Origin of the sequence: Parvibium lacunae (assembly GCF_003335215.1) — a bacterium.
In the GTDB taxonomy this organism is placed as follows: domain Bacteria; phylum Pseudomonadota; class Gammaproteobacteria; order Burkholderiales; family Burkholderiaceae_D; genus Parvibium; species Parvibium lacunae.
This window is the reverse complement of sequence record NZ_QPGB01000001.1, coordinates 396,468-420,015: the sequence shown is the minus strand read 5'-3', so window position 1 is coordinate 420,015 and position 23,548 is coordinate 396,468. Positions and strand designations below refer to the sequence as shown.

At 52.0% G+C, this 23,548-nt stretch carries 24 protein-coding genes and 2 tRNA genes; 11 read left to right on the top strand and 15 right to left on the bottom strand.

Features of this window, described 5'->3' with window-relative positions:
• Positions 1 to 142 precede the first annotated feature (142 nt).
• Positions 143 to 271 (bottom strand): hypothetical protein, encoded by a 129-nt coding sequence (locus tag DU000_RS13060; RefSeq protein ID WP_275667792.1) that lies wholly within the window; start codon positions 269 to 271, stop codon positions 143 to 145.
• 59 nt (positions 272 to 330) lie between these two features.
• Here DU000_RS13060 and DU000_RS01965 point away from each other — a divergent pair, with 59 nt between their 5' ends.
• Both DU000_RS01965 and DU000_RS01960 read left to right on the top strand, forming a co-directional pair.
• Complete coding sequence (locus tag DU000_RS01965) at positions 331 to 711, top strand: ArsR/SmtB family transcription factor (RefSeq protein ID WP_114401667.1); 381 nt, start codon at positions 331 to 333, stop codon at positions 709 to 711.
• Between the two features lie 62 nt (positions 712 to 773).
• Positions 774 to 1,835, top strand: coding sequence for a permease (locus DU000_RS01960; RefSeq protein WP_205073997.1), 1,062 nt, complete (start codon positions 774 to 776; stop codon positions 1,833 to 1,835).
• 329 nt (positions 1,836 to 2,164) lie between these two features.
• On the opposite strand, the gene guaA is transcribed toward DU000_RS01960, so the two are convergent.
• From guaA to DU000_RS01900, 12 genes are all read right to left on the bottom strand, one after another.
• Positions 2,165 to 3,763, bottom strand: coding sequence for a glutamine-hydrolyzing GMP synthase (gene guaA / locus DU000_RS01955; protein ID WP_114401666.1), 1,599 nt, complete (start codon positions 3,761 to 3,763; stop codon positions 2,165 to 2,167).
• 178 nt (positions 3,764 to 3,941) lie between these two features.
• Complete coding sequence (gene guaB, locus DU000_RS01950; protein ID WP_114401665.1) at positions 3,942 to 5,411, bottom strand: IMP dehydrogenase; 1,470 nt, start codon at positions 5,409 to 5,411, stop codon at positions 3,942 to 3,944.
• A gap of 164 nt (positions 5,412 to 5,575) precedes the next feature.
• Positions 5,576 to 5,652, bottom strand: a tRNA-Pro gene (locus DU000_RS01945).
• Positions 5,653 to 5,706: 54 nt separating this feature from the next.
• On the bottom strand, positions 5,707 to 6,153 hold the full coding sequence (locus DU000_RS01940; protein WP_114401664.1) for a MerR family transcriptional regulator: 447 nt from the start codon (positions 6,151 to 6,153) through the stop codon (positions 5,707 to 5,709).
• 15 nt (positions 6,154 to 6,168) lie between these two features.
• Positions 6,169 to 6,534 carry an integration host factor subunit alpha gene (locus DU000_RS01935; protein WP_420812096.1) on the bottom strand — a complete coding sequence of 122 codons (366 nt, stop codon included), beginning with the start codon at positions 6,532 to 6,534 and terminating at the stop codon, positions 6,169 to 6,171.
• Between the two features lie 119 nt (positions 6,535 to 6,653).
• The gene (pheT, locus tag DU000_RS01930) at positions 6,654 to 9,101 is read right to left on the bottom strand and encodes a phenylalanine--tRNA ligase subunit beta (RefSeq protein ID WP_114401662.1); all 2,448 of its coding nucleotides are present in this window, start codon (positions 9,099 to 9,101) and stop codon (positions 6,654 to 6,656) included.
• A gap of 68 nt (positions 9,102 to 9,169) precedes the next feature.
• Complete coding sequence (gene pheS, locus DU000_RS01925; protein WP_114401661.1) at positions 9,170 to 10,183, bottom strand: phenylalanine--tRNA ligase subunit alpha; 1,014 nt, start codon at positions 10,181 to 10,183, stop codon at positions 9,170 to 9,172.
• Between the two features lie 178 nt (positions 10,184 to 10,361).
• The gene (rplT, locus tag DU000_RS01920; RefSeq protein WP_114401660.1) at positions 10,362 to 10,724 is read right to left on the bottom strand and encodes a 50S ribosomal protein L20; all 363 of its coding nucleotides are present in this window, start codon (positions 10,722 to 10,724) and stop codon (positions 10,362 to 10,364) included.
• A gap of 55 nt (positions 10,725 to 10,779) precedes the next feature.
• Positions 10,780 to 10,977, bottom strand: coding sequence for a 50S ribosomal protein L35 (gene rpmI, locus DU000_RS01915; RefSeq protein WP_114401659.1), 198 nt, complete (start codon positions 10,975 to 10,977; stop codon positions 10,780 to 10,782).
• 195 nt (positions 10,978 to 11,172) lie between these two features.
• The gene (infC, locus tag DU000_RS01910; protein WP_240001787.1) at positions 11,173 to 11,721 is read right to left on the bottom strand and encodes a translation initiation factor IF-3; all 549 of its coding nucleotides are present in this window, start codon (positions 11,719 to 11,721) and stop codon (positions 11,173 to 11,175) included.
• 9 nt (positions 11,722 to 11,730) lie between these two features.
• Entirely contained in the window at positions 11,731 to 13,656 is a 1,926-nt protein-coding gene (thrS, locus tag DU000_RS01905; RefSeq protein ID WP_114401657.1) for a threonine--tRNA ligase, read from the bottom strand.
• Positions 13,657 to 13,843: 187 nt separating this feature from the next.
• Positions 13,844 to 13,920 (bottom strand) — tRNA-Val (locus DU000_RS01900).
• A 170-nt stretch (positions 13,921 to 14,090) separates the two neighbouring features.
• Between DU000_RS01900 and DU000_RS01895 the strand changes: the two genes are divergently transcribed.
• The 7 genes from DU000_RS01895 to queE all read left to right on the top strand — a co-directional run bounded on the left by DU000_RS01895 (position 14,091) and on the right by queE (position 20,527).
• The gene (locus tag DU000_RS01895) at positions 14,091 to 16,331 is read left to right on the top strand and encodes a SpoIIE family protein phosphatase (RefSeq protein ID WP_114401656.1); all 2,241 of its coding nucleotides are present in this window, start codon (positions 14,091 to 14,093) and stop codon (positions 16,329 to 16,331) included.
• Positions 16,332 to 16,358: 27 nt separating this feature from the next.
• A complete protein-coding gene (locus DU000_RS01890; RefSeq protein ID WP_114401655.1) occupies positions 16,359 to 16,712 on the top strand; it encodes an STAS domain-containing protein in 354 nt (117 codons plus the stop codon).
• A 51-nt stretch (positions 16,713 to 16,763) separates the two neighbouring features.
• Positions 16,764 to 17,717 carry a UDP-2,3-diacylglucosamine diphosphatase gene (locus tag DU000_RS01885; protein ID WP_114401654.1) on the top strand — a complete coding sequence of 318 codons (954 nt, stop codon included), beginning with the start codon at positions 16,764 to 16,766 and terminating at the stop codon, positions 17,715 to 17,717.
• A 17-nt stretch (positions 17,718 to 17,734) separates the two neighbouring features.
• On the top strand, positions 17,735 to 18,775 hold the full coding sequence (locus tag DU000_RS01880; protein WP_114401653.1) for a glycosyltransferase family 4 protein: 1,041 nt from the start codon (positions 17,735 to 17,737) through the stop codon (positions 18,773 to 18,775).
• The gene (locus DU000_RS01875; protein ID WP_114401652.1) at positions 18,772 to 19,248 is read left to right on the top strand and encodes a diacylglycerol kinase; all 477 of its coding nucleotides are present in this window, start codon (positions 18,772 to 18,774) and stop codon (positions 19,246 to 19,248) included. The genes DU000_RS01880 and DU000_RS01875 overlap by 4 nt, the downstream gene beginning before the upstream one ends.
• Complete coding sequence (locus tag DU000_RS01870; RefSeq protein WP_114401651.1) at positions 19,245 to 19,742, top strand: SixA phosphatase family protein; 498 nt, start codon at positions 19,245 to 19,247, stop codon at positions 19,740 to 19,742. The genes DU000_RS01875 and DU000_RS01870 overlap by 4 nt, the downstream gene beginning before the upstream one ends.
• A gap of 113 nt (positions 19,743 to 19,855) precedes the next feature.
• Positions 19,856 to 20,527, top strand: coding sequence for a 7-carboxy-7-deazaguanine synthase (gene queE / locus DU000_RS01865; RefSeq protein ID WP_114401650.1), 672 nt, complete (start codon positions 19,856 to 19,858; stop codon positions 20,525 to 20,527).
• 52 nt (positions 20,528 to 20,579) lie between these two features.
• Here queE and DU000_RS01860 read toward each other — a convergent pair whose 3' ends face one another.
• Positions 20,580 to 20,942, bottom strand: coding sequence for a cupin domain-containing protein (locus DU000_RS01860; protein WP_114401649.1), 363 nt, complete (start codon positions 20,940 to 20,942; stop codon positions 20,580 to 20,582).
• 176 nt (positions 20,943 to 21,118) lie between these two features.
• On the opposite strand from DU000_RS01860, the gene DU000_RS01855 reads away from it, so the two are divergent.
• Together DU000_RS01855 and DU000_RS01850 are read left to right on the top strand one after the other, a co-directional pair.
• A complete protein-coding gene (locus DU000_RS01855) occupies positions 21,119 to 22,363 on the top strand; it encodes an NAD(P)H-dependent flavin oxidoreductase (RefSeq protein ID WP_114401648.1) in 1,245 nt (414 codons plus the stop codon).
• A 25-nt stretch (positions 22,364 to 22,388) separates the two neighbouring features.
• Positions 22,389 to 22,934 carry a hemerythrin domain-containing protein gene (locus DU000_RS01850; RefSeq protein ID WP_114401647.1) on the top strand — a complete coding sequence of 182 codons (546 nt, stop codon included), beginning with the start codon at positions 22,389 to 22,391 and terminating at the stop codon, positions 22,932 to 22,934.
• 21 nt (positions 22,935 to 22,955) lie between these two features.
• Here DU000_RS01850 and DU000_RS01845 read toward each other — a convergent pair whose 3' ends face one another.
• On the bottom strand, positions 22,956 to 23,246 hold the full coding sequence (locus DU000_RS01845; protein ID WP_114401646.1) for a YciI family protein: 291 nt from the start codon (positions 23,244 to 23,246) through the stop codon (positions 22,956 to 22,958).
• Positions 23,247 to 23,548 lie beyond the last annotated feature (302 nt).

Sequence of the window (23,548 nt, the reverse complement as noted above, 5' to 3'; positions counted from 1 at the left end):
AAGCCCGCAAAATCGCGGGCTTAGCTGTGTTTTAGTGCCTGTTGGGCAAGCACCGTCAGACGCGAGATCACTCCCACTCGATTGTGAACCCTAGCAAAAACGTGGATTCTGTAGAACCGTGTCGCGTGCGGCTGGACGATAGTTACGCATCGTCCAAGGCCGTCCATACCGTCAGTTTTACCGTTAGCGCCAGCGTGCTTGCCGCCCACGCTCGCATCAAGTGGATTTCGCAGGCTGTCTCTGCGAAATCTGGCCAATGAAGGTGTTGCACAAATGCAACCACATAATTATTTTTCTAGAATTATAGAAATTTAATGCTATAGTGCAAGCATGATCCCCTCAAAATGCTCTCCCAGCCTCACTGATGCCCAAGCCGCTCCAATGCTGGCTGCGTTGGGCAGCGAGGTGCGCTTGAAGCTGTTTCGCGTACTGCTTCGCAGCGGGCACGAATGCCTGAGTGTGACGGGGCTGCAGCGCCTGATGGACATTCCGCCCTCTACGCTGGGGCATCACATCAGCGCTTTGGTGGCGGCGGGTTTGGTTTCTCAAGAGCGGCAAGGGCGCGAGCTGATTTGTCGGGCTGAGTTTGCAGATATACGCCGCCTCAGTGCATTTTTGCTTAACGAATGCTGCGCTGGCAATTCAGAAAGCGATCACGCGGTGCGCCAGGTGAATAGGAACGATTTAAACCAGCAAACAGAGATAGCGTGATTCTCCTCGCCAACGTGTTTGCTTTTTTTTGCCTGTTATTTTCTATTTTATTAGAAAGGTAGATGATGAAAACACTCTCACCCCCCATCACCACCAGCCGCTCGCAGCGCCTGTATCAAGGCTTCAAGGCCTATCGCCTTGATCGCGTTTGGCTCACCATCGGTTTGATTTTGTTGGCTCTAGCCGCGCTGGATCAGCCGCAACTGCCCGCTACATTGGCTTTTGTCAGCAAAGCGGCTCTCAATACCTTTGGATTTCTGCTGCTATCAGTGGGACTCACTGCGTACGCCAAAGCCAGCGGAGTCGATAACCTGATCTCGCGCGCCTTCAGCGGCCCACCCTTGCTGGCCGTGGTGAGCGCGGCGCTGATGGGAGCAGTCTCGCCATTTTGCTCCTGCGGGGTGATCCCAATCATTGTGGCGTTGCTGGCCATGGGCGTGCCACTCGCGCCGGTGATGGCGTTTTGGCTGGCTTCACCATTAATGGATCCCTCGATGTTCATCATGACGAGCGCAACTTTGGGGCTGGAATTCGCGGTGGCTAAAACCATGATTGCCGTTAGCATCGGTTTGCTTGGCGGCTGGGGGGCTTTTATGCTCACGCGCCAAGGCTGGATCACTGATGTGCTCAAAGATGGTGTGGGCAACGGTGGCTGCGCAGGCTCCAAAATCCGCACACCCAAGCCGGTGGTCTGGGCTTTCTGGAAGGACTCTTCACGACTTAGCACGGCGCTCGCCAGTTTCAAAACGAACGCGCTGTTTTTGGTGAAATGGCTGTTGCTGGCCTTCGTACTTGAAAGTTTGATGGTGGCTTACCTGCCACGCGATTTGATTGCACAAGTCGCTGGCGGTACGGGCTTCATGCCAGTTTTGCTGGCCACTTTGGTGGGCATTCCTTCGTATCTCAATGGCTATGCTGCATTGCCCTTGGTCAGCGGTTTGATGGGGCAAGGTCTTTCGCCAGGCGCAAGCATGGCATTCTTGGTCGCAGGTGGCGTCACATCCCTGCCCGCTGCAATGGCCGTTTGGGCAGTGGCTCGTGCGCGCGTGTTTGCTGCCTATCTCGGCTTCGCTTTCTTGGGCGCGCTGGCAAGTGGAGTCTTGTTCGGGTTGTGGAAAGCTTGACTCGAAAGTCTCTGTTATTTTGTCAACTGGCCTGCTTTGGATCGCAAGTGGCACGCGCCTCCATTGGAATTCTCTAGACAGTGTCTGGAGAATTCGGGCTCAAAATTGACGTGAATATGACCTCCGTCAGCCCTGATTCTGTACCGTCCCCAATACCGTCAAAAGTCGACGCTGGGAACGCAACTCCTCGACAGTTGATGAAGCTCCCGCAGCAAGAATCTCCATACAAAACAGGTACTTAACGAAACTGGACAATTCGTTGACGATGCAAATCGCGTCATCGCCAAGACTTCGTAAATTATTGATTTACATAGACTTTCTAAAAATCGTCACTCCCACTCAATCGTCGCGGGGGGCTTGCCTGAAATGTCGTACACAACGCGGTTGATGCCGCGCACTTCGTTAATGATACGGTTCGAGACTTTGCCAAGCAGCTCATGTGGCAGGTGTGCCCAGTGTGCGGTCATGAAGTCTTGCGTTTGCACGGCGCGCAGGGCGACCACGTATTCGTAGGTGCGGCCATCGCCCATGACGCCGACCGATTTCACGGGCAGGAACACGGCAAAGGCTTGGCTGGTGAGGTCGTACCAATTTTTGTTGGTGGCGGGGTCGATGGTGTTGCGCAGCTCTTCAATAAAAATCGCATCGGCGCGGCGCAGCAGGTCGGCGTAGTCTTTTTTAACTTCACCTAAAATCCGCACGCCCAGGCCGGGGCCGGGGAATGGGTGGCGATAAACCATTTCGGGCGGTAGGCCGAGCGCGACGCCGAGTTTGCGCACTTCGTCTTTGAAGAGTTCGCGCAGTGGCTCGAGTAATTTGAGGTGCAGCGTATCGGGCAGGCCACCGACGTTGTGGTGGCTTTTAATGGTGGTGGCTTTTTTGGATTTTGCGCCAGCGGATTCAATCACATCTGGGTAAATGGTGCCTTGCGCGAGCCATTTAGCCGCGGTGAGTTTGCCGGATTCGGCTTGGAACACTTCGACAAATTCTTTGCCAATAATTTTGCGTTTGGCTTCGGGGTCGCTCACGCCGGCGAGCTTACCCATGAACTGGTCGGTGGCATCGACGTGGATGATTTTCATGCCAAAGTTGCGGCCAAACATGTCCATCACCATTTGGCCTTCGTTCAGGCGCAGCAGGCCATGATCGACGAACACACAGGTGAGTTGATCGCCAATGGCGCGGTGAATCAGCGCGGCAGCCACGCTGGAATCCACGCCACCGGATAAACCGAGGATGACTTCTTCTTTACCAACTTGGGCGCGGATTTTTTCCACGGCTTCGGCAATGTAGTCGCCCATGATCCAGTCCGCTTTGGCAGCGCAGATTTTGAGGACAAAGCGCTCGAGGATCGCCGCGCCTTGCTGAGTGTGGGTGACTTCGGGGTGGAACTGGACGGCGTAAAACTTGCGGGTTTCATCAGCCATACCGGCAATGGGGCACGCGGGCGTAGAGGCCATGACTTTAAAGCCAGCGGGGAGTTGCGTGACTTTATCGCCATGGCTCATCCACACTTTGAGCAGGCCGTGGCCTTCGGCATTGGTAGCATCTTGAATGCCTTCGAGCAGCGCGGTGTGACCATGTGCCCGCACTTCGGCGTAGCCAAATTCACGCGATTGGCCCGGCTCTACCTTGCCGCCCAGTTGCTGCGCCATGGTTTGCATGCCATAACAAATGCCGAGCACGGGCAGGCCTAACTCAAACACGGCGGCGGGCGCTTTATCGGTACTTTCTTCATACGCTGACATGTGGCTGCCAGAGAGGATGACGCCTTTGAGGCTGCCGTCTTTGGCGTAGTCACGAATAAAGTCGTCGGTGACATCGCAGGGATGCACTTCGCAAAACACATTGGCTTCGCGCACGCGGCGGGCGATGAGCTGAGTGACTTGAGAACCGAAATCGAGAATGAGGATTTTGTTGTGGGACATGGCAAACGCTGTATTAGTAAGGACAGCAATCAAAAATCATCAATTTAAATGCTGATGATGCTGGATGGATATAAGGAGCTTGTTAAGTTGGGAGGCTGCGCTAGGCGCTGAGCCGCAGATAGTACAGGTAGTACAGCAAGGCGAAAGCAACGCCGCGCAGCACCCAAATTAACAAACTTTATTCGACGTGGTAGTTAGGGGCTTCTTTAGTAATCTGCACATCATGCACGTGCGATTCCCGCATACCGGCCGCCGTAATTTCAACAAACTCGGCTTTTTGGCGCATTTCATCAATGCTCTTGCAGCCGCAGTAGCCCATGGATGATTTAACCCCACCGACCAACTGATAAATAATTTGCAGCACGGAGCCTTTGTAGGGCACGCGGCCTTCGATGCCTTCGGGCACGAATTTATCGTTGTTGGGGTTGTTGGGATTGTTGTCTTGGAAGTAGCGGTCGGCAGAGCCATCTTGCATCGCGCCCACGGAACCCATGCCACGGTATGACTTATACGAACGGCCTTGGTACAGAATGACTTCGCCGGGGGCTTCTTCGGTCCCGGCAAACATGCCGCCCATCATCACGGTATAGGCACCGGCTGCGAGGGCTTTGGCAATATCGCCAGAATAACGAATGCCGCCATCGGCAATCAGGGGTACCCCGGTACCTTCTAATGCTTTGGCCACATTGGCAATCGCGCTAATCTGCGGCACGCCCACACCAGCCACGATACGGGTGGTACAAATCGAGCCGGGGCCAATCCCAACCTTGACACCGTCTGCGCCATGCTCGAGCAGCGCACGGGCGGCATCGCCAGTCGCAATGTTGCCGCCAATCACTTCAATATGCGGGAAGTGTTTTTTCACCCAACGCACGCGGTCCAGCACGCCTTTGGAATGGCCGTGCGCGGTATCGACCACAATCACATCCACGCCAGCGGCATTCAGCAGCTCTACACGCTCTTCAGTGCCCTCGCCTACGCCAACGGCAGCGCCGACGCGCAACTTGCCGAATTCGTCTTTACAAGCATTGGGGTGGGCGGTGGATTTGGTAATGTCTTTGACGGTAATGAGGCCGCGCAACTCAAAGGCATCGTTCACCACCAGCACGCGCTCCAGGCGATGTTGGTGCATGAGGGCTTTGGCTTCTTCGGGGTTGGCACCTTCACGAACCGTCACCAAGCGGTCACGGGGGGTCATGACGTTGCGCACGTCTTCATCTAAACGGGTTTCAAAGCGCAAGTCGCGGTTGGTGAGAATCCCGACCACTTCTTTACCTTGCAGTACGGGCAGGCCTGAAATGCCGTGCTGGCGTTGCAGGGCAATCGCATCACGCACTTTCATGTCGGGGGTGATGGTGACGGGGTCACGCAACACACCGGCTTCGTGGCGTTTCACCTTGGCCACTTCAGCGGCTTGCTGTTTGGCGCTGAGGTTTTTGTGCACAATACCAATCCCACCCTCTTGCGCAAGCGCAATCGCGAGGCGGCTTTCTGTCACCGTGTCCATCGCAGCGGACACAACCGGAATATTCAAGGCAATATTGCGTGAGAGTTTGGTCTTGAGAGACGTGTCACGCGGGAGAACTTCAGAATAGGCAGGAACGAGGAGGACGTCATCGAACGTCAGGGCCTTTTGCAATAAGCGCATAATTCACCTTTCGACGCAAAAGCGAATTATACAGAAATCACAAGGGCTCCGCGGTGCAGGCCAGCTACAAGAGGTAACAATAGCGTCATGCGGCGTAAAAAAGCAAAAAGCCGTTCCAAAAGAAACGGCTTTATCACTCAAGAGCATCATGTGTTGATTTTCTTTGGTCGGGGCGAGAAGATTCGAACTTCCGACCCCTTGCACCCCATGCAAGTGCGCTACCAGGCTGCGCTACGCCCCGACTGAAATCAAATTATATCATGGTGAAACAGGCCAACTAAACGCGCAGCAAAAATTAACTGCGCAAAATATGTAGGGCCATTTCCAATTGTTGTCGAACGCCGTGCAGGTCAGTGTATGCCGGGAGCGACTCAACAGGCGTAGCGACTACCGCTTGTTGTAAACGAGTTTCAATCGGCGAGAGCGGATCTTTTTGACTGGCACTTGTCGGGGTTGCTGCTATCGCGTCATTGCGCAATTCGAGTTTATTGCGCGCACCACTGATGGTAAATCCTTGCTCATAAAGCAATTCGCGGATACGGCGAATCAGTAGCACTTCATGGTGTTGGTAATAGCGACGGTTACCCCGCCGCTTGACAGGTTTAAGCTGGGTAAATTCTTGTTCCCAGTAGCGCAGTACATGTGGCTTAACGGCACAGAGCTCGCTGACCTCGCCAATCGTGAAATAACGTTTGGCTGGAATCGCAGGTAGCTCAATAGTGGGAGTCTCTTCGCGGGCCATAATCGGTTGTTATGCTTAGGCAAAATCTGGGGTGTAGAGGGCTTGCGTTTCCGCTGCACTGGCGCGCACTGAGCTCTGACGCGAGGCTTTATCGTCAGTCACTTCAACCATGGCCTTGAGTTTTTGGCTGGCATGAAAGGTGACAACCCGACGGGCGGTAATCGGAATGATTTCGCCTGTTTTTGGGTTACGGCCAGGCCGCTGGGGTTTGTCGCGCAGCATAAAATTACCGAAACCTGATAATTTAACGCTGTCTCCATGCACGAGGGCATCTCGAATTTCATCAAAGAAAAGGTCAACGATTTCTTTGGCCTCTCGCTTGTTTAATCCAACCCGTTCAAAGATCATTTCAGCCAACTCGGCTTTGGTCAACGTCGCCATATTGGCAGCGTTGCTTAGATCGCCCAATTCTGTCACAGAGGCCTCAGATACAGTATTCATGTTGTCATTGCGGGAGTGTTCGCTTAAAGGCTGCCGTGTTGACAAGCCCCAGGGATGAATTAGCGCAAACGTGCGTCACAGTGCTGCGTCCAGAGTTGCGTCACTTGCGTGATAGCAGCATCGACGACGGCATCATCTAAAGTTTGCTCAGTATCTTGCAAGGTCAGGCGAAATGCAAGCGATTTTTCGTTTTGCATCAAGCCCTTAGCGGGATCTTTTGAACGAAATTCGTCAAACAAACGCACGTCTTGCAACACGCCTAACGCTGAACTCTCGCTACGCGCTGTTGCGACGACATCTAGCAATACCTGTACCGGGGTTTCTATGGGTACCACCACTGCCAAGTCACGCACGACGGCCGGGAAGCGGCTGATTTCGGCGAATACCGGCACGGCAATCTGACGCAGCGCCTCGGCCTCGATTTCAAATAGAACCGGCGCGGCTTGTTGGGGCAGATCGTATTTTTGTTGCCAGCGGGGATGCAATTCGCCCAGCCAACCGACCACGCGGCCATTCACTTCGATGTTGGCCGAACGCCCTGGGTGCAAGGCGGGATGGGCCTCATCAGGACTAAACGCAATGCAGCGCACGGCAGCGGGAGCGAAGAGTAGTTCGAGGTCGGCCTTCACATCGTAAAAATCGACGGCACGGGTGGGGGTGCCCCACTGCTCTTCCTGCGCGGGGCCAAAGGCTAAGCCACCGACATGCAAGGGCTGATCTAGCCCGGCGACAGTTGCAGGGCCATCCACGACAACAGCATCGCGCTTGAACACGCGACCAATTTCAAATACGCGCACGCGGCTGGCTTTGCGATTGAGGTTAAAGCGCAGAGTTTGCAGCAGGCTACCGACCAAATTACTGCGCATCACCGCGAGCTGGCTAGCGATAGGGTTGAGCAACTTGATCGGATTGTTATTTGCCGCAAAATCGGTTTCCCATTCGGCTTCGACAAAGCTGTAGTTAATCACCTCTTGGTAATCGGCCTGGGCGACCAATTGCCGCAACTGACTGAGAGTACGCTGGCCTTCAGGCTGACGCAGCATTTTGCTAGGGGCGACAGGCGGATTGGCGGGAATATTGTCAAAGCCATACACGCGGGCGATTTCTTCAACCAAGTCCTCTTCAATCGCAATATCAAAGCGATACGAAGGCGGGGTTACGGTAAACATGCCGTCTTCCAGCGTAAAACTGAGTTGCAGGCGTTTAAAAATCGCTGCCATTTCGCTTTCAGGAATCGCCACGCCAATGATTTTTTGTGCGCGGGCCACACGCATCTTCACGGGTGTGCGGGCGGGCAGGTTCACGGCTTGATCGTCGATGGGGCCGACTTGCACTGGCTCACCATTCACGCCACCGCACACTTCTAGAATCAATTGGGTTAAGCGCTCGATATGTTCGGCGTTGGTCGCAAAGTCCACCCCCCGCTCAAAGCGGTGGCTGGCATCGGTGCTGAAATTATAACGGCGGGCTTTACCGGCAATAGCTTCGGGCCACCAGAAGGCGGCTTCGAGATAAATATTGCGGGTCTCGGTGCTGACCGCCGTCGCATCCCCGCCCATGATCCCTGCCATCGCTTCCGGGCCATTGGCATCGGCCACCACCCCAATATCCGCGGCGAGTTCGATGGTTTGTTCATTCAGCAGTTTGAGAGTTTCACCCGCTTTGGCCCAGCGTACAGTGAGGCCACCACTGACTTTATCCAGATCAAAAATATGATTCGGGCGTCCTTGCTCCAACATGACGTAATTGGAAATATCGACCAAGGCGGAAATCGAACGCTGACCACAGCGTTCTAAGCGATCTTTCATCCACTGCGGCGTTGGCGCAGCAGCATTCACCCCGCGCAGCACGCGGCCCGTAAAACGGCCACATAAATCGGGTGCTTCAATCTTGACGGGCAATACTTCAGCCATATTGCTAGGCACTGGAGTATTGGCGGGTGCGCTCAAGGGGGTATCGGTGAGCGCCGATACTTCGCGTGCCACGCCGAGCAAGCTCAGGCAATCAGCTTTGTTAGGCGTGAGCTTGATGGTGATGAGGCGATCATCTAAATCCAAAGCCTGGCGAATATCCTGCCCGGCAGTGGCGCTGGCGACGAGAATATGCAGACCATTGGATTCTTCGCTAATGCCCAGTTCCTTGGCGGAACACAACATACCTTGGCTATCCACTCCACGCATAGTCACAGGCTTAATCGCCATGCCGCCAGGTAAACTGGCACCGATAGTGGCGCACGGTACCTTGAGCCCCACCGCCACATTCGGCGCGCCACAGACAATTTGCAGCGGCTCAGCTTGGCCAACATTCACTTTACACACCCGCAAGCGATCGGCATTGGGATGGGGCGCGACTTCTAGCACTTCGGCAACCACCACGCCCGTGAAAGCGGGCGCGACGGGATCATTTTCTTCCACTTCCAAACCCGCCATGGTTAGCAGGTGGGTGAGCTGCGCATTATCAAGCGCGGGGTTCACAAAAGTACGTAACCAGTTTTCAGAGAATTTCATAATTTCTCACAGAGATTTTTTCACTATTCCAACGGCCACCTGCATAGAGGCAACGATCAAGTTCGCATTTAGACAAATTGCTTGAGGAAGCGTAGGTCATTGTCATAAAACATCCGCAAATCATTGATGCCATAGCGGAGCATGGTCAAACGATCTGGCCCAATCCCAAAGGCAAAGCCGATGTAGCGCTCTGGGTCCAGACCATAATTGCGCACCACTTCCGGATGTACTTGACCAGAACCCGCAATTTCCAACCATTTACCCCTATTGGGGCCGGTGGAAAATTTCATGTCGATTTCTGCACTCGGCTCAGTAAAGGGAAAGAAAGAAGGACGGAAACGAACTTCTAAATCATCGGACTCAAAAAAGTTGCGCAAGAAATCGGTAATCACGCCCTTGAGGTCGGCAAAACTTACATCCTCAGCAATCCACAGCCCTTCTACCTGATGGAACATGGGGGTATGGGTGGCATCGCTATCCACGCGATACACGCGGCCCGGGGCGATGACTTTGATCGGCGGCTGGTGGTGTTTGGCGTAGCGCACTTGAATCGGGCTGGTGTGGGTACGCAGCACCAGCGGCAAGCCGGTGCTGTCTTTATCTTCCACGTAGAAGGTATCTTGCATCGACCGGGCGGGGTGATTCAGCGGATTGTTCAGCGCCGTGAAGTTATACCAGTCGGTTTCAATTTCTGGGCCATCGGCCACCGCAAAACCCATACTGGCAAAGAGTTGTTCGATCCGCGCCAAGGTCCGAGTGGCTGGGTGCAAGCCACCGCGCGTGCGCCCGCGACCAGGGAGCGTTACATCAATCGCCTCGGCATTCAAACGGGCTTGCATTTGCGCATCGGCCAATGCCTGGCGGCGGGCGTTGAGTGCGGCTTCAATTTGCCCTTTCAGGGCATTGACGGCGGCACCTTGGGTTTTCTTTTCTTCGTGACTCAGGCTGGCCATGCCTTTCAGCAACTCGGTCACCTTGCCGGTTTTACCTAAAAATTTGGCTTTTTCATTTTCCAACGTCGCGGCATCTTGCGCTTGGGCAAAGGCTTGCTCGGCTTCTTGGTAAAGTTGTTGAATATCCATATCGATTCCGCAGTAGTCGTCACAGCATATTGGCTATGGCGAGGAAAACAGGCATGTATAAAGAGTTTTAAAACAAACGCCAAAAAAGGCTTTTTAAAAGCATAAGGGCCTTACGAGAAGGCCCTTGCTATTGTGTGTCCACTATCAGCGGCACACCAGTCCGATGAGATCGGCTAAATTAGTTTGCTGCGAGGCTGGCCTTCACTTGATTAACGATGGCCGCAAATGCGGGCTTGTCGTTAATGGCCATGTCGGACAACACTTTACGGTCGATCTCAATCGACAGCTTTTGCAAACCGTTCATGAATACGCTGTAAGTCAAACCCAGCTCACGCACACCGGCGTTGATACGGGTAATCCAAAGTGCGCGGAATACGCGCTTTTTGTTACGACGATCGCGGTAGGCATATTGCCCAGCGCGCATGACCGCTTCTTTAGCGATGCGGAATACATTACCACGACGACCACGATAACCTTTAGCAGCGTCGATGACTTTTTTATGACGGGCTCTTGCTGTCACACCACGTTTTACGCGAGGCATAATTAACTCCTAATATCCTGAAATTTTAAACAATCGAAATAACGTGATGCCGCAATTAAGCAAAAGGCATCATTTGTGCAATCCGCCCTAAATCAGACGCATGCACGTTCACTGCTCCACGCAGATGACGTTTGTTTTTCGTGGTTTTCTTGGTCAGGATGTGGCGTTTAAAAGCCTGGCCACGTTTGACAGTACCGCCAGCACGCACGATAAAGCGCTTGGCTGCACTTTTCTTGGTTTTCATCTTTGGCATACAACAACTCCAGTTTTAGATGCTGATCCAGGTGGTTATGTACTAACTCATAACGCTTCTTTGACCTGACCGCACTTGTTTTCTGACGTACTCTGTATCACAACAGTGGGTTGATCGAGTCAACCTCAACGTACAATCAGCTTAGGGGATCAAACATGCTGATCAATCCCGAAAAGCCCATGATTATAACACAGATTATTTCTTCTTCTTCGGTGCCAACATCATCACCATTTGCCGACCTTCGAGCTTGGGCATGGCTTCCACTTGGCTGATTTCCTGCAAATCCGCTTTAACCCGTTCCAGCAGCTGCATACCTAGTTCTTGGTGCGCCATTTCACGACCACGGAAGCGCAGTGTTACCTTGGCTTTGTCGCCCTCTTCCAGGAACCGCGTTAAGGCACGAATTTTGGTGTGGTAATCGCCTTCATCAGTACCAGGGCGGAACTTAATTTCCTTCACTTGGATGACTTTTTGCTTGAGCTTGGCTTCGTGCGCCTTTTTCTGCTCTTGGTACTTGAATTTGCCGTAATCCATCAAACGGCACACCGGCGGCGAGGCCTGAGCGGAGATCTCAACCAAATCGACGTCGGCTTCTTCAGCCATACGACGTGCGTCACCCAAACGGACGATTCCCAACTGTTCGCCGTCTACCCCAATCAATCGCACTTCTGTGCCGGTAATTTCACCGTTAATGCGATGTGTCTTATCTGTAGCGATGTTACGACTCCAAAAAAAGAAAAAAATAAGCCGCGCTTAAGCTCCGCTGGGTGTTGCAGCAGGTGTTGCAAGCTCTGCTTGCACACGAGCCACAAATGCATCGACCGACATTACGCCTAAATCGACACCCCCACGGGCACGCACGGCCACCGTTCCGGCTTGCATTTCCTTATCCCCGATGACGAGCAGATAAGGGACTTTTTGCAAGCTGTGTTCGCGAATTTTATACGTAATTTTTTCGTTACGCAAATCTGCCTCAACTCTAAGCCCTTGTTTTTTCAGGGATTGTGCTAATGCAGCGACGTATTCAGCCTGACTATCGGTAATATTCATGAGCACAATTTGCACAGGTGCTAACCAAACCGGTAAGGCCCCCGCGTAGTTTTCAATCAACATGCCGATAAAGCGCTCCAATGACCCCAAGATGGCGCGGTGGAGCATAACTGGTACGCGGCGGCTGTTATCTTCAGCCACATATTCCGCGCCCAAACGCACGGGCATGGAGAAATCGACCTGAATCGTGCCGCACTGCCATGAACGGCCAATCGAGTCTTTCAAGTGATATTCGACTTTCGGGCCGTAAAACGCGCCCTCGCCATCTAAAATGTCATATTCGACGCCAGAGGCTTTGAGTGATTCGGCCAGCGCGGCTTCGGCTTTATCCCACACCGCATCGTCGCCCACCCGTTTGGCCGGACGAGTCGCTAGCTTATACGCCACTTGCGTAAAGCCAAAGTCACCATACACCTTCTTCACCAAGGCAGTGAAGTTCAAACATTCTTGCTGAATTTGGTCTTCGGTACAGAAAATGTGACCATCATCTTGCGTAAAGCCGCGTACCCGCATGAGGCCATGCAACGCGCCGGAGGCCTCATTCCGATGGCATTGCCCAAACTCACCATAGCGAATCGGCAATTCACGATAAGAGTGCAAACCAGAACGGAAAATTTGCAAATGCCCAGGACAGTTCATGGGCTTGAGGGCGTAGTAACGGTTTTCAGATTCGGTCGTGAACATATTGTCACGATAGTTTTCCCAATGCCCAGTTTTTTCCCAGAGGGTACGATCCAAAATTTGCGGGGCTTTCACTTCTTGATAGCCATTGTCCAAATAGACTTTGCGCATGTATTGCTCAACCGCCTGCCAGACCGCCCAGCCTTTGGGGTGCCAAAACACTAAACCGGGCGCTTCTTCCTGAAAGTGGAATAGATCAAGCTCTTTACCAAGCTTACGGTGATCGCGTTTTTCCGCTTCTTCCAGCATGTGCAAATAAGCTTCTTGATCTTCTTTTTTAGCCCAGGCGGTGCCATAGACCCGTTGCAGCATTTCGTTTTTGGCATCGCCGCGCCAGTAAGCGCCGGCCACTTTCATGAGCTTAAACACTTTAAGCTTGCCGGTTGAGGGCACGTGCGGGCCACGACACAGATCAATAAAATTGCCTTCGCGGTACAAGGAGATATGTTGATCGGCGGGAATCGACGAAATAATTTCGGCTTTGTATTTTTCGCCAATTGAATTAAAAAATGCCACCGCATCATCACGCTTCCACACTTCGCGTGTAACCTTTTCGTCTTTTTTCGCCAATTCCTGCATACGCTTTTCAATCGCCTGCAAATCCTCGGGCGTAAAGGGACGCCTGTAGGAAAAGTCGTAATAGAAACCGTTATCGATCACGGGGCCAATCGTCACTTGCGCATCAGGGAATAACTCCTTCACTGCATAGGCCAACAAGTGCGCGGTGGAGTGGCGAATAATGTCTACGCCATCGGCATCTTTGTCCGTCACAATCGCCAATTTGGCATCCTGCTCAATCAGGTGCGAGGTATCGACCAATTCACCCTCCACGCGCCCAGCCAGTGCGGCTTTCGCCAGCCCGGCGCCAATTGAAGCGGCCACTTCCGCTACGGTAACGGCTTGCGGGTATTGGCGTTGCGACCCATCGGGTAAGGTAATGGTGACCATATTGAACCTCTATCGGTATAAGCTTGAAATCAGAAGATATAGACGTAAAAAAAGCGCGAACCACGTCGCGCTTTTTCAAAATAGCTAGGCGTGGTTTAGTGAACAGGGAACAAAGTCGTTCGCGGTGTCATAACCAGTTTGCCTTTCTCTATTCTTAAATAAGGATGCAAAGATTGGAAGTGAAGCTTGGTAGGCACGATTGGATTCGAACCAACGACCCCCACCATGTCAAGGTGATGCTCTAACCAACTGAGCTACGTGCCTGTCGTTGTAAGTTCGTTACTATAGCATAGCTTTGGCTTCCATTGGCAACTACTGCAAGGCTTGCAGCCAAAACGGCTTGCCCACCTCCGCTGGGGGTAAACGTCATCAAGATGTCATGCATCCGCACTAAGGTATGCGTTTATTTGCTTATGGCGTTTACGTTTTGACCTATGTCTGCCATTCCTGACACGCTCCGTATTACCCCTCCGTATGATGCTGCGATTGGCGCCACGCCGCCGCGCATCGATTCAGGCAAGGAAGCCCTGACAAAGCGCTCACACACATTGGACGAGGTTGAGCCAGTCAACAACAATACGATCGATTTTCTTGTTAAGCCAATCGCCTTGCTGCCTGGCTCAACACGCGTACTTGCCCTACACGATAAGTTAATTCAACATCCAGACACCCAGTGTGTCGCGATTGCAGCTGACGAGCAAGTGACGGGGCTGATCTATTGCCGTCAGTTCTTAAAGAGAATGTCGGAGCCTTATCAGCGCGAATTGAATGAGCGAAAATTGCTGAGTGATATCGCAGAAACAGGCTATTTTTCACTCCAAGCCAGCGAGACAATCACGACCGCACTAGAAAAGCTGCTAGCGCATGACCCCAGACTCAAGCTAGATGCTGTGCCTATTTTTAGGGACACCAAGTTAATCGGTCAGATCGCGATTCCTGCGCTGATTTTAGCCATCTCTCGTAACCAGACCGCCCTCTACCAGCAACTGGCTGAGATGAGCCAACGCTTACATAGCGAAGTTTCTAAGACTGCCGCCTTGCAAGCCGAGCTATTACCTGCGCAACAAGCGCGCTTAGATAACATCGAGATCGCCAGCCAGGTCTTTACGTCAACCGAAGTCGGCGGTGATTTTTTTGACTATTTTGTGCTAGACCAGAACCATATTGGGATTGCAATCGGCGATGCCTCGGGCCATGGCGTTCCCGCTGGCATGTTAGTCAGTGCGGCTAAAGGCGCTTTGCATGCACTACCAACAGAAACGCGCTTGAACCCTGCTGTAACTCTCCAACAGCTCAATCAAGCAATCTTAGCCACCGGCATGCGGCAATTGCTGATGACGTTTTGCTATGGCGTCATTAATACTCAAGACCTTGTCTTTGAGTATGCCAATGCGGGACATAATTTTCCATACTGGCTACGCAATAACGATAACACCCCACTCATGCTTGATACTGAAGGAGAGGCCCCACTGGGTTTGGATAATCAGCCAACGTATCAAATACATTCTGTGCGGTTACAAGCAGGCGATAAACTCTTCTTTTATACAGATGGCCTGATTGAAAATACCAATACTCAGGAAGAAGAATTTGGCTATGAGCGGCTTGAATCGCATTTAACCAACTTCGCCAAGCAAACCTCTACCAACTTGGTAAAAGGTGTTGCAAGCTATGCCAGCCAGCATTTCCAAACCCACAAACCTGATATTGATGATGATGTCACTTTACTCTGCATCGAAGTTGCCGCGCCAGCGCAATATCAACAGCGTCAATCAATCTCTATCGGGGTGGCTGATTTTGAACTTCGCACCACCACGATAGAGCAACAGCTTCAACAGACGAAACTACCCTTCCAACGGCTATCGAGGCAGCATATCGCAATGCATGATTTGCCGTCACCCACGATACTCACACAGCATTTCTTTAATGCCAATTTCCGCGAGTTAGTAGCGTTTAAACCAGGACAATCACCCATACTGCTCACCGCAAGAAGTTTAAGTAAGCAAATTTCGCTACTGCGTAATCTTGGTGTTTTACGACTGATTCAGGAAGCGGATCCGATTATTGATTATGTAGGCTGGCCAACCCTGCTGCTGGGACATATTGGTGACGAGTTTATTAATTTGCATCAACTCTGCCAACCCATCAGATTTTATTTATCGCAGACAGCCGATAAGGAAATTACCATTCAGCAACTGATTGCTGCTATGGAGCGGGCGCAGTTGGCGCAGACTCGCCCTGAAATCATCGAAATTGCAGCCTTGATCGCAGATGAGCTGTTAGAGAACGCTTTCATGGCCAGCAGCAAGCGACATGCCCAACCTTATGCCAAAGGGCAAGACCTAGTCTTTCAAGACCCTCAAGGCATCAGCCTAGCGCTTGGCTGCGAGCCCCATTTAATTGCGATTCAAATCAGCGATGACGGCGGCAACTTTGATGGCGACAAATTACTGGAACGGCTGCAACGCAATCTCTATGGCGTTGGGGTGCAATCTCATGCCAGTGAGAATGGCATGGGCGGAGCAGGTTTATATATGGTGTGGCGCCTTGCTGATTACTTGCATATTCATATAGCGCCAGGCAAACGCACCAGTATTACAGTCTTTTTTCATGCAAATGGCATCGCTGATGACGTGCATGAAAAAAGCGTCCAAATTACCTATCAGGCATCTAATTGATGATCTTATTTTGATGAGGAGTTGATCATGTCAAACTTTCCGATGAGCAAACCCTACACCATTTTGCTACAAGGGGTGATTAGTGCTGAGTCAGCCAGTTTTTTTCAAAAGGCGGTTGCCAGTGTCGGTGGCTACAGTGAAGTCGTTTTTGATTTTTCTCAAGTGATCAGAATTAATTCAATGGGCATTGCATTGCTGCTCAAAACACTGCGCGAACTTCGTTATCTGAACAAGAAGGTTGCAATTTTTGGGGCCAACAAAATGACCATGATGCTTTTCAAAATGATGGGGGTAACGCAACATGCGACGATTCTGGATGCCCCAAGCCCATCTGCTCAAACCCCCAACCGCAATGGCTTTATTCGTACTTCGCTGGCTTAACTGCAAACAGTGGCTGTCATCTAACTTTAAACAAACTGTCATGAGGATGACATGTCACCGCAGTGTAATACGGGAAACTACTCCTACCTGACCAGGATGACAGACCACCACGACTATCCCGCCACCCTAAATACGAGCGAAGATCCCCCTACACATCATTACCGTGCGATTTGGATTTCAGATGTTCATCTCGGTACAGCAGGTTGCAAAGCCGGTTATTTGTTGGATTTTTTGAAACACAACGAATCGGACAAGCTTTACTTGGTCGGCGATATTATCGATGGTTGGCAGTTGCGTAAAGGTTGGACATGGCAACAAACACACAACGACGTCGTACAGAAAATTTTACGCAAAGCCCGTAAAGGAACCAAGGTTTTCTATATCCCTGGAAACCATGATGAGTTCGCCCGAGATTATCTGAATATCAGTTTTGGCGATATTCAAGTATGCGATGAAGCGGTGCATACCTGCCTAGATGGCAAGCGCTTGTGGGTCACGCACGGAGACTTGTTTGATGGGGTGATTCAGCACGCGAAATGGCTTGCTTACCTAGGCGACACCCTATACACCTTTATTCTTGCGCTCAATCACTGGTTCAATCGGATTCGACATCGCTGCGGCTTGTCTTATTGGTCACTCTCCCAATACCTAAAGCATAAAGTCAAAAATGCAGTCAGTTTCATTACTGACTTTGAAGAAGCCCTGGTAGAGCAAGCGCAGCGACGTGGCTATGACGGAGTCGTTTGTGGCCATATCCATAAAGCAGAAATCCGTGAGATTAATGGCACGCTTTACTGTAATGACGGGGATTGGGTTGAAAGCCTTACCGCACTGGTTGAAACACATCAAGGTGAGCTGAAGATTATTACCTGGGCTACGCTGGCTGAAAGCTCAAAAAAACTGAAAACCATTCCCGCGCTCACTGCCCCAGTCAGCCCCAGTACCTCGTCAACACTGCGCAAAGCACTCTTTAACTCACGCACAACACCCTCGACGTCTCTTTGATCCCGAAAGGAATACCCATGAATATTTTGATCGTCACCGATGCCTGGGAACCACAAGTCAACGGTGTGGTACGGACGTTGAAACAAACTCGTCATGAACTCATTCAGATGGGGCATAACGTCGACTTACTTACTCCCCTTGAATTCAAAACCATTCCCTGCCCCACCTATCCTGAAATTCGACTCTCCATTTTTCCAGGTAAAAGGGTAGCCGCACGAATCGCCGCCGCACGGCCAGATGCCTTACACATTGCAACCGAAGGCCCTCTCGGATTAGCCGCTCGCGCTTACGCCTTGCGCCACAATCTTCCCTTCACAACCGCTTATCACACCCGCTTTCCCGAATATGTCAAAGCCCGTTTCGGTATTCCTTTATGGGTTTCTTATCGCTTTTTCAGTTGGTTTCATAATGCCGGCCATGCCTGCTTGGTTCCCACCCAAGTGGTCCGAGAAGATTTACGGCAAAATGGCTTTGTTAATCCGGTGATTTGGTCACGTGGGGTAGATTTAGACACATTTAGCGTTACAGGCCGCACGGATGCGATTGAGACTGAACGTCCCCGCTTTCTCTATGTAGGCCGGGTGGCTGTAGAAAAAAATGTCGAGGCATTTTTAGCACTTGATCTCCCCGGGTCAAAATGGGTTGCAGGAGAAGGCCCAGCACTCGCAAATATCCGTCAAAAATACCCCGATGTTCACTTTACAGGGGTACTGAAACAGCCCGATTTAGCAGATTTATACCGATCCGCCGACGTGTTTGTGTTCCCCAGTCGCACCGACACTTTTGGCCTAGTGTTATTGGAAGCGATGGCTTGTGGCTTACCCGTTGCGGCGTATCCTGTTACAGGGCCAATTGATGTGATAGGCCAGAGCGGTGCTGGCGCACTGCATGATGACTTACGCACTGCTTGCTTGGAGGCCTTAACAATCCAGCGCAGCCAAGCCAGAAAACAGGCAGAGAAATACTCATGGCAAGCCTGCACTGAGCAATTTGTTTCTTACTTAAAACCCATTAAACTGAGTGCTAACAGCCCTCGATCAGAAACTGCAACGGCATGAAACCGCTTCCCCCTTCCCCACCCAACCATCCACCAGCAGCGCTGACTGACAACAACTCGATTGATGAAACAGGGACAGAAAGCCCCTTCAAAGGCAATATTGGGATCAAACGCGCCTACTATGCCCTGTTTCATTCATGCAATGGTTTGATGCTCGCGATTCGCCATGAAAGTGCGTTTCGTCAGGAGCTGACGCTGGCAATATTGTTACTACCAGTGGCCCTGTTGTTGCCCGTTACAGCGGTCGAAAGGGTGCTGTTGATCGGCTCGGTCATCTTAGTTCTGATTGTTGAATTGCTTAATTCTTCTGTTGAAGCAGCGATTGATCGTATCTCGTTAGAGCGTCATCGGCTCTCCAAGCGCGCCAAAGACCTGGGTAGTGCTGCGGTGCTGCTCGCGCTGGCGCTTTGCTTGTTAACCTGGGGCTGTTTGGCAGGCCCGATTTGTGTGTCTTTACTCAAAAACGGCTTATGAATCTCATCCTCTGGCGTCACGCAGAAGCCGAAGAAAATTTACGTGAAAGTTATGCTACCGACCTGCGCCGTCAACTCACCGACCGCGGTCATAAGCAGGCCCAAAAGGTTGCTGCCTGGTTACAGCAACATTTACCACCCAGTAGCCTGGTGATTGCAAGTCCCGCCATTCGTACCCGCCAAACTGCCAGCGCGTTAACTGATAGCTTCAAAATTGATGAAAGCCTTGCCCCTGATGCTGACGTCAGCGCGGTATTGGCTGCGGCTGACTGGCCGAATGGACAAATCAGCGATAAGCAGCAGAGTCAGCGGTATGACACGGTCGTGATTGTGGGGCATCAACCGACACTGGGCTATGTGGCTAGCCTCCTATTGGCAGGCGAAGAACAACGCTGGAGCATTAAAAAGGGGGCCGTATGGTGGCTCTCAGCGCGCCAGCGTGAGCGCGACGCTCAAGTGGTACTGCGTACCGTCATCAGCCCGGATTTCCTGTAACGATTCGCATTTCATCGCACAATTTCATCGCACAAAAAGGCTAAAATGGCTGGTGCAATGTAAATGTGGGCCGTTGACCCACGCTGCGTTATGTTTTTTGGGAACCGGTCCGCGTGAGTTACAGCGTTAAAGAAATTTTTTATACCCTGCAAGGTGAAGGGGCACAAGCTGGCCGCCCGGCGGTCTTTTGCCGCTTTGCCGGGTGCAACTTATGGAGTGGCCGCGAGGCCGACCGCGCCAGTGCTGCCTGCCAGTTTTGCGATACTGATTTTGTTGGCACCGATGGCACCCTAGGTGGCAAATATGCGACTGCCGCAGCGCTAGCCGCAGAAATTGCAGGGCAATGGCCAAGCCTGACGACCGCCCCCATACAACGGAAAGCGCCACCCCGCAAATATGTTGTGTGTACCGGCGGTGAACCGCTGCTACAGATCGACACCGCCCTCATCGAAGCGCTACACGCACAGGGGTTCGAGATCGCGATAGAAACCAATGGCACCTTACCTGCACCCGCTGGAATCGATTGGATTTGTGTCTCCCCCAAAGGCAATCAACCGTTGCTGCAACCGAGCGGGCATGAGTTGAAAGTGGTGTATCCGCAAGCTGAAACCAATCTGGATGCCCTGGGCCAACTTGATTTTCAGCATTTTTTTATTCAGCCGATGGCCGTATTGGGAGATAGCAGTGCGACTCAAGCGAATATTGCTGCGGCTACGGCCTATTGCCTCGCGCACCCGCAATGGCATTTAAGCCTACAAACGCACAAAATGATCAATATTCGCTAATCGGCATCAATCGCTAGGGCTAATCACAACCTGTAGCACTTGTTTCCTTGCCCTAGGAGAGCAGGGCATACCCCGCCTCTGCCGGGCTTACTACTGAAATAATCTGCAAAGGTTCTTGCCCATTGTTGAACACGCCATGCACCTCATTGGTGTTCGCTATAACGATATCGCCTGCAGTAATGGGTTGACTGACGCCACGGGTATTAATGGTGTACTCCCCCTGGCCTCGAATCACCATCCACGTATCTTGCCCATGCGGGTGAACATGAGGCAGAATTTTTTGACCTGGTAAAACATGCCATGCCACCACGACGGCATCGGGTGACTCACTAATCACTGAACGGATCGGCTCTCCTTGATTGGTCGCCGTTGCCTGAAAATAAGCCAGGCTATTAAAAATTCGCTCACGGTACATGCGTTTTCTCACCCTATTTCAAACGATCCCATATCAACAAAAGCAAGGAATACGCCAGCTTAGTAACTGCTCAACAAATCAAGCGATCTTGTCGTTAAACATGAGACTTGACCTAGCGCAAGGGTCGCCCAAGAAAATTAGGGTGGAATGGAGGCCTACTCTTTAGGTCTTACATCATGCCCAATTCGCAAACCGCGCAGCCCTTGCAACCCTTGTTACACGCCCTCAACAATCTCAACTTGCCCTATTTGCGCTTAAAAGCGCACGAGGTATTACCGATTGTTCAAGGCGGCATGGGCGTCGGCGTATCGGCCCATAAGCTGGCGGGTGCGGTGGCTGCCCAGGGAGGTATCGGCACCCTCTCCAGCGTCGATTTACGGCGCCATCACCCCGACTTGATGGCGCAAACGCAGGGGGATCGCAACGATGCCGCACTGAAAGACAAAATCAATGCGATTAATTTAATTGCGCTTGATCGCGAAATTCAACTTGCCAAAAAAGTCGCAAACGGGCTGGGACTAATCGCGGTGAATGTCATGCGCGCCGTGAGTGAATATGCCGAATACGTGCGCCAAGCCTGCCGCAGTGGGGCCGATATGCTGGCCGTAGGCGCCGGATTACCGCTCGATTTACCCGAGCTGACGCAAGACTATCCGCACGTTGCGCTCGTTCCGATTATTTCCGATGCCCGCACCGCGCAACTCATTTTGCGCAAATGGGAAAGAAAAAACCGCTTACCCGATGCCTTCATCATTGAACACCCCGGCTATGCGGGTGGCCATTTAGGCGCAACGCAAATGAGTGAAGTCCATGACGCCCGTTTTGATTTTGAAAAAGTCATTCCCGAAACCTTGGCCGTGCTTGAAAAGCATGGCCTCAGTGCGCAAAGCATCCCACTGATTCCGGCGGGCGGCATCAATTCTCACGAACGAGTACAACAGCTCTTTGCGCTAGGCGCACGCGGTGTGCAACTCGGCACGGCCTTTGCTGTGACGCAGGAAGGCGACGCCCACGTCAATTTCAAAAAGGTATTGGCCGAAGCCAAACCCGAAGACATGGTGGAATTCATGAGTGTCGCGGGCTTGCCCGCACGGGCGGTGCGTACCCCGTGGCTGGATAAATATCTCAGCCACGAACAACGCATGCAAGACAAAGCCAAGGCCAAACCACGCTGCATGATGGCCTTTGATTGCTTGGCGCAATGCGGTCTGCGCGATGGCAACCCCAAGGCTGGGCAATTTTGTATTGACCATCACCTCGCCGCTGCCTTACACGGCCAAGTCGATAAAGGGTTATTCTTCCGAGGTGGCAGTAGCTTACCGTTTGGTGAACAGATTCGTTCTGTGCGGGAATTGATGCAATACCTACTCAATGGCATCAAACCCGATTTAAGTACACATAGCACCTTACAACTCGCGTAATTCATCCAACAGAAAGGGCCTTAGTATGAATATCGTTAGCTTTCCTGGCCTCGCCAAATTAGAAGCCGGCTTTGATGAACCGCTTGAAATGCTAGATGCTTGTCACCTACGCGTGAAAAAATTTTCCAGCTTGCTCGGTAAAGTCGATGACCATGTGCAGCAACGTGGTTACGATGATGAAGCCCGCCAAGCTGTGCAACGTGTTATGCAATATTTTGATCATGCTGGCCCAGTGCATCATGCAGACGAAGAAAATGCACTCTTTCCGGCGCTGCTCCAGCATCCCGAATTGCCAACCGCCGTTCGCCGCGTGATTCTTACCCTGCAAAGCGAACACCGTACGCTAGAAAATCTCTGGCAAAGTATTCGTGCCAAATTAGTGCTGGCAAATATGACTGGAACATGGCAGGCCGATCGCAAAAAAATTGATAGCTTTGCCCAGCAGTATGCGCAACATATTCGCTGTGAAGAGCAAGAAGTACTGCCCTATGCGCAACAGCTACTTGATCCCGCCGTGCTGGCCGCCGTTGGCTTGGATATGGAAAAACGCCGGGGTGTCGCGGTTCAATGAATTAGTGAATACCCAAAGAGGTTAGGCGTTCAGCCACTGGGCTAAATCTGGGTGGCTCGCCACCGCATTGAATTGCACCACCTCATACGCTGCCACACCCGACTGATAAAACGGATCAAGCGCCAAGATTGCCTGCAAGGCCTCAGCGCTTTCCGCTTGCGCCAAAATCACCCCACCCGTGCGCGGCATCTTTGGACCCGATAATAAAAAATGCCCCGCGGCATACTGCGCTTTCAAAAAAGCCCGATGCGCTTCTAGCAGCGCATCCACTTCGGACAAGGGTTTTTGGTAGGTCAAAAGAATAAGGAACATGAATACCCCTACTAAAAAAGATCATAACTGAATAGGCAATACTGGTTGCCTCGGGAAATTGGGCCTTCTGCCTGCCCGCAGCGCCCCACCAGAACTTGGGCAGCAAAGCGCTGCTTTGCGTCGTGTGCAAAAGCTGTTTGAGCGACCTAGGCGTAGCCTTGGACGCGAGTTCTTTTGCACACTCCCAAGGCTGGTGAGAAGCAAGGAAATGCAGGCGGAGGCTGGCTTTTTCTTTGGGTACTTTCTTTTGGCCACGCAAAAGAAAGTACCTCGGCAGCGGGCCGAGACCCGCAAACACTTCC

Excerpts from the sequence above, each read along its gene's own strand:
- pheS (WP_114401661.1), bottom strand. The coding sequence starts at position 10,183 with ATGGATATTCAACAACTTTACCAAGAAGCCGAGCAAGCCTTTGCCCAA.
- DU000_RS01870 (WP_114401651.1), top strand. The coding sequence starts at position 19,245 with ATGAATCTCATCCTCTGGCGTCACGCAGAAGCCGAAGAAAATTTACGT.
- thrS (WP_114401657.1), bottom strand. The coding sequence starts at position 13,656 with ATGGTCACCATTACCTTACCCGATGGGTCGCAACGCCAATACCCGCAA.
- DU000_RS01885 (WP_114401654.1), top strand. The coding sequence starts at position 16,764 with ATGTCACCGCAGTGTAATACGGGAAACTACTCCTACCTGACCAGGATG.
- DU000_RS01880 (WP_114401653.1), top strand. The coding sequence starts at position 17,735 with ATGAATATTTTGATCGTCACCGATGCCTGGGAACCACAAGTCAACGGT.
- DU000_RS01895 (WP_114401656.1), top strand. The coding sequence starts at position 14,091 with ATGTCTGCCATTCCTGACACGCTCCGTATTACCCCTCCGTATGATGCT.
- pheT (WP_114401662.1), bottom strand. The coding sequence starts at position 9,101 with ATGAAATTCTCTGAAAACTGGTTACGTACTTTTGTGAACCCCGCGCTT.
- guaB (WP_114401665.1), bottom strand. The coding sequence starts at position 5,411 with ATGCGCTTATTGCAAAAGGCCCTGACGTTCGATGACGTCCTCCTCGTT.
- rpmI (WP_114401659.1), bottom strand. The coding sequence starts at position 10,977 with ATGCCAAAGATGAAAACCAAGAAAAGTGCAGCCAAGCGCTTTATCGTG.
- DU000_RS01960 (WP_205073997.1), top strand. The coding sequence starts at position 774 with ATGATGAAAACACTCTCACCCCCCATCACCACCAGCCGCTCGCAGCGC.
- rplT (WP_114401660.1), bottom strand. The coding sequence starts at position 10,724 with ATGCCTCGCGTAAAACGTGGTGTGACAGCAAGAGCCCGTCATAAAAAA.
- DU000_RS01890 (WP_114401655.1), top strand. The coding sequence starts at position 16,359 with ATGTCAAACTTTCCGATGAGCAAACCCTACACCATTTTGCTACAAGGG.
- DU000_RS01940 (WP_114401664.1), bottom strand. The coding sequence starts at position 6,153 with ATGGCCCGCGAAGAGACTCCCACTATTGAGCTACCTGCGATTCCAGCC.
- DU000_RS01935 (WP_420812096.1), bottom strand. The coding sequence starts at position 6,534 with ATGGCGACGTTGACCAAAGCCGAGTTGGCTGAAATGATCTTTGAACGG.
- DU000_RS01855 (WP_114401648.1), top strand. The coding sequence starts at position 21,119 with ATGCCCAATTCGCAAACCGCGCAGCCCTTGCAACCCTTGTTACACGCC.
- DU000_RS01875 (WP_114401652.1), top strand. The coding sequence starts at position 18,772 with ATGAAACCGCTTCCCCCTTCCCCACCCAACCATCCACCAGCAGCGCTG.
- DU000_RS01860 (WP_114401649.1), bottom strand. The coding sequence starts at position 20,942 with ATGTACCGTGAGCGAATTTTTAATAGCCTGGCTTATTTTCAGGCAACG.
- DU000_RS01965 (WP_114401667.1), top strand. The coding sequence starts at position 331 with ATGATCCCCTCAAAATGCTCTCCCAGCCTCACTGATGCCCAAGCCGCT.
- DU000_RS01850 (WP_114401647.1), top strand. The coding sequence starts at position 22,389 with ATGAATATCGTTAGCTTTCCTGGCCTCGCCAAATTAGAAGCCGGCTTT.
- DU000_RS01845 (WP_114401646.1), bottom strand. The coding sequence starts at position 23,246 with ATGTTCCTTATTCTTTTGACCTACCAAAAACCCTTGTCCGAAGTGGAT.
- guaA (WP_114401666.1), bottom strand. The coding sequence starts at position 3,763 with ATGTCCCACAACAAAATCCTCATTCTCGATTTCGGTTCTCAAGTCACT.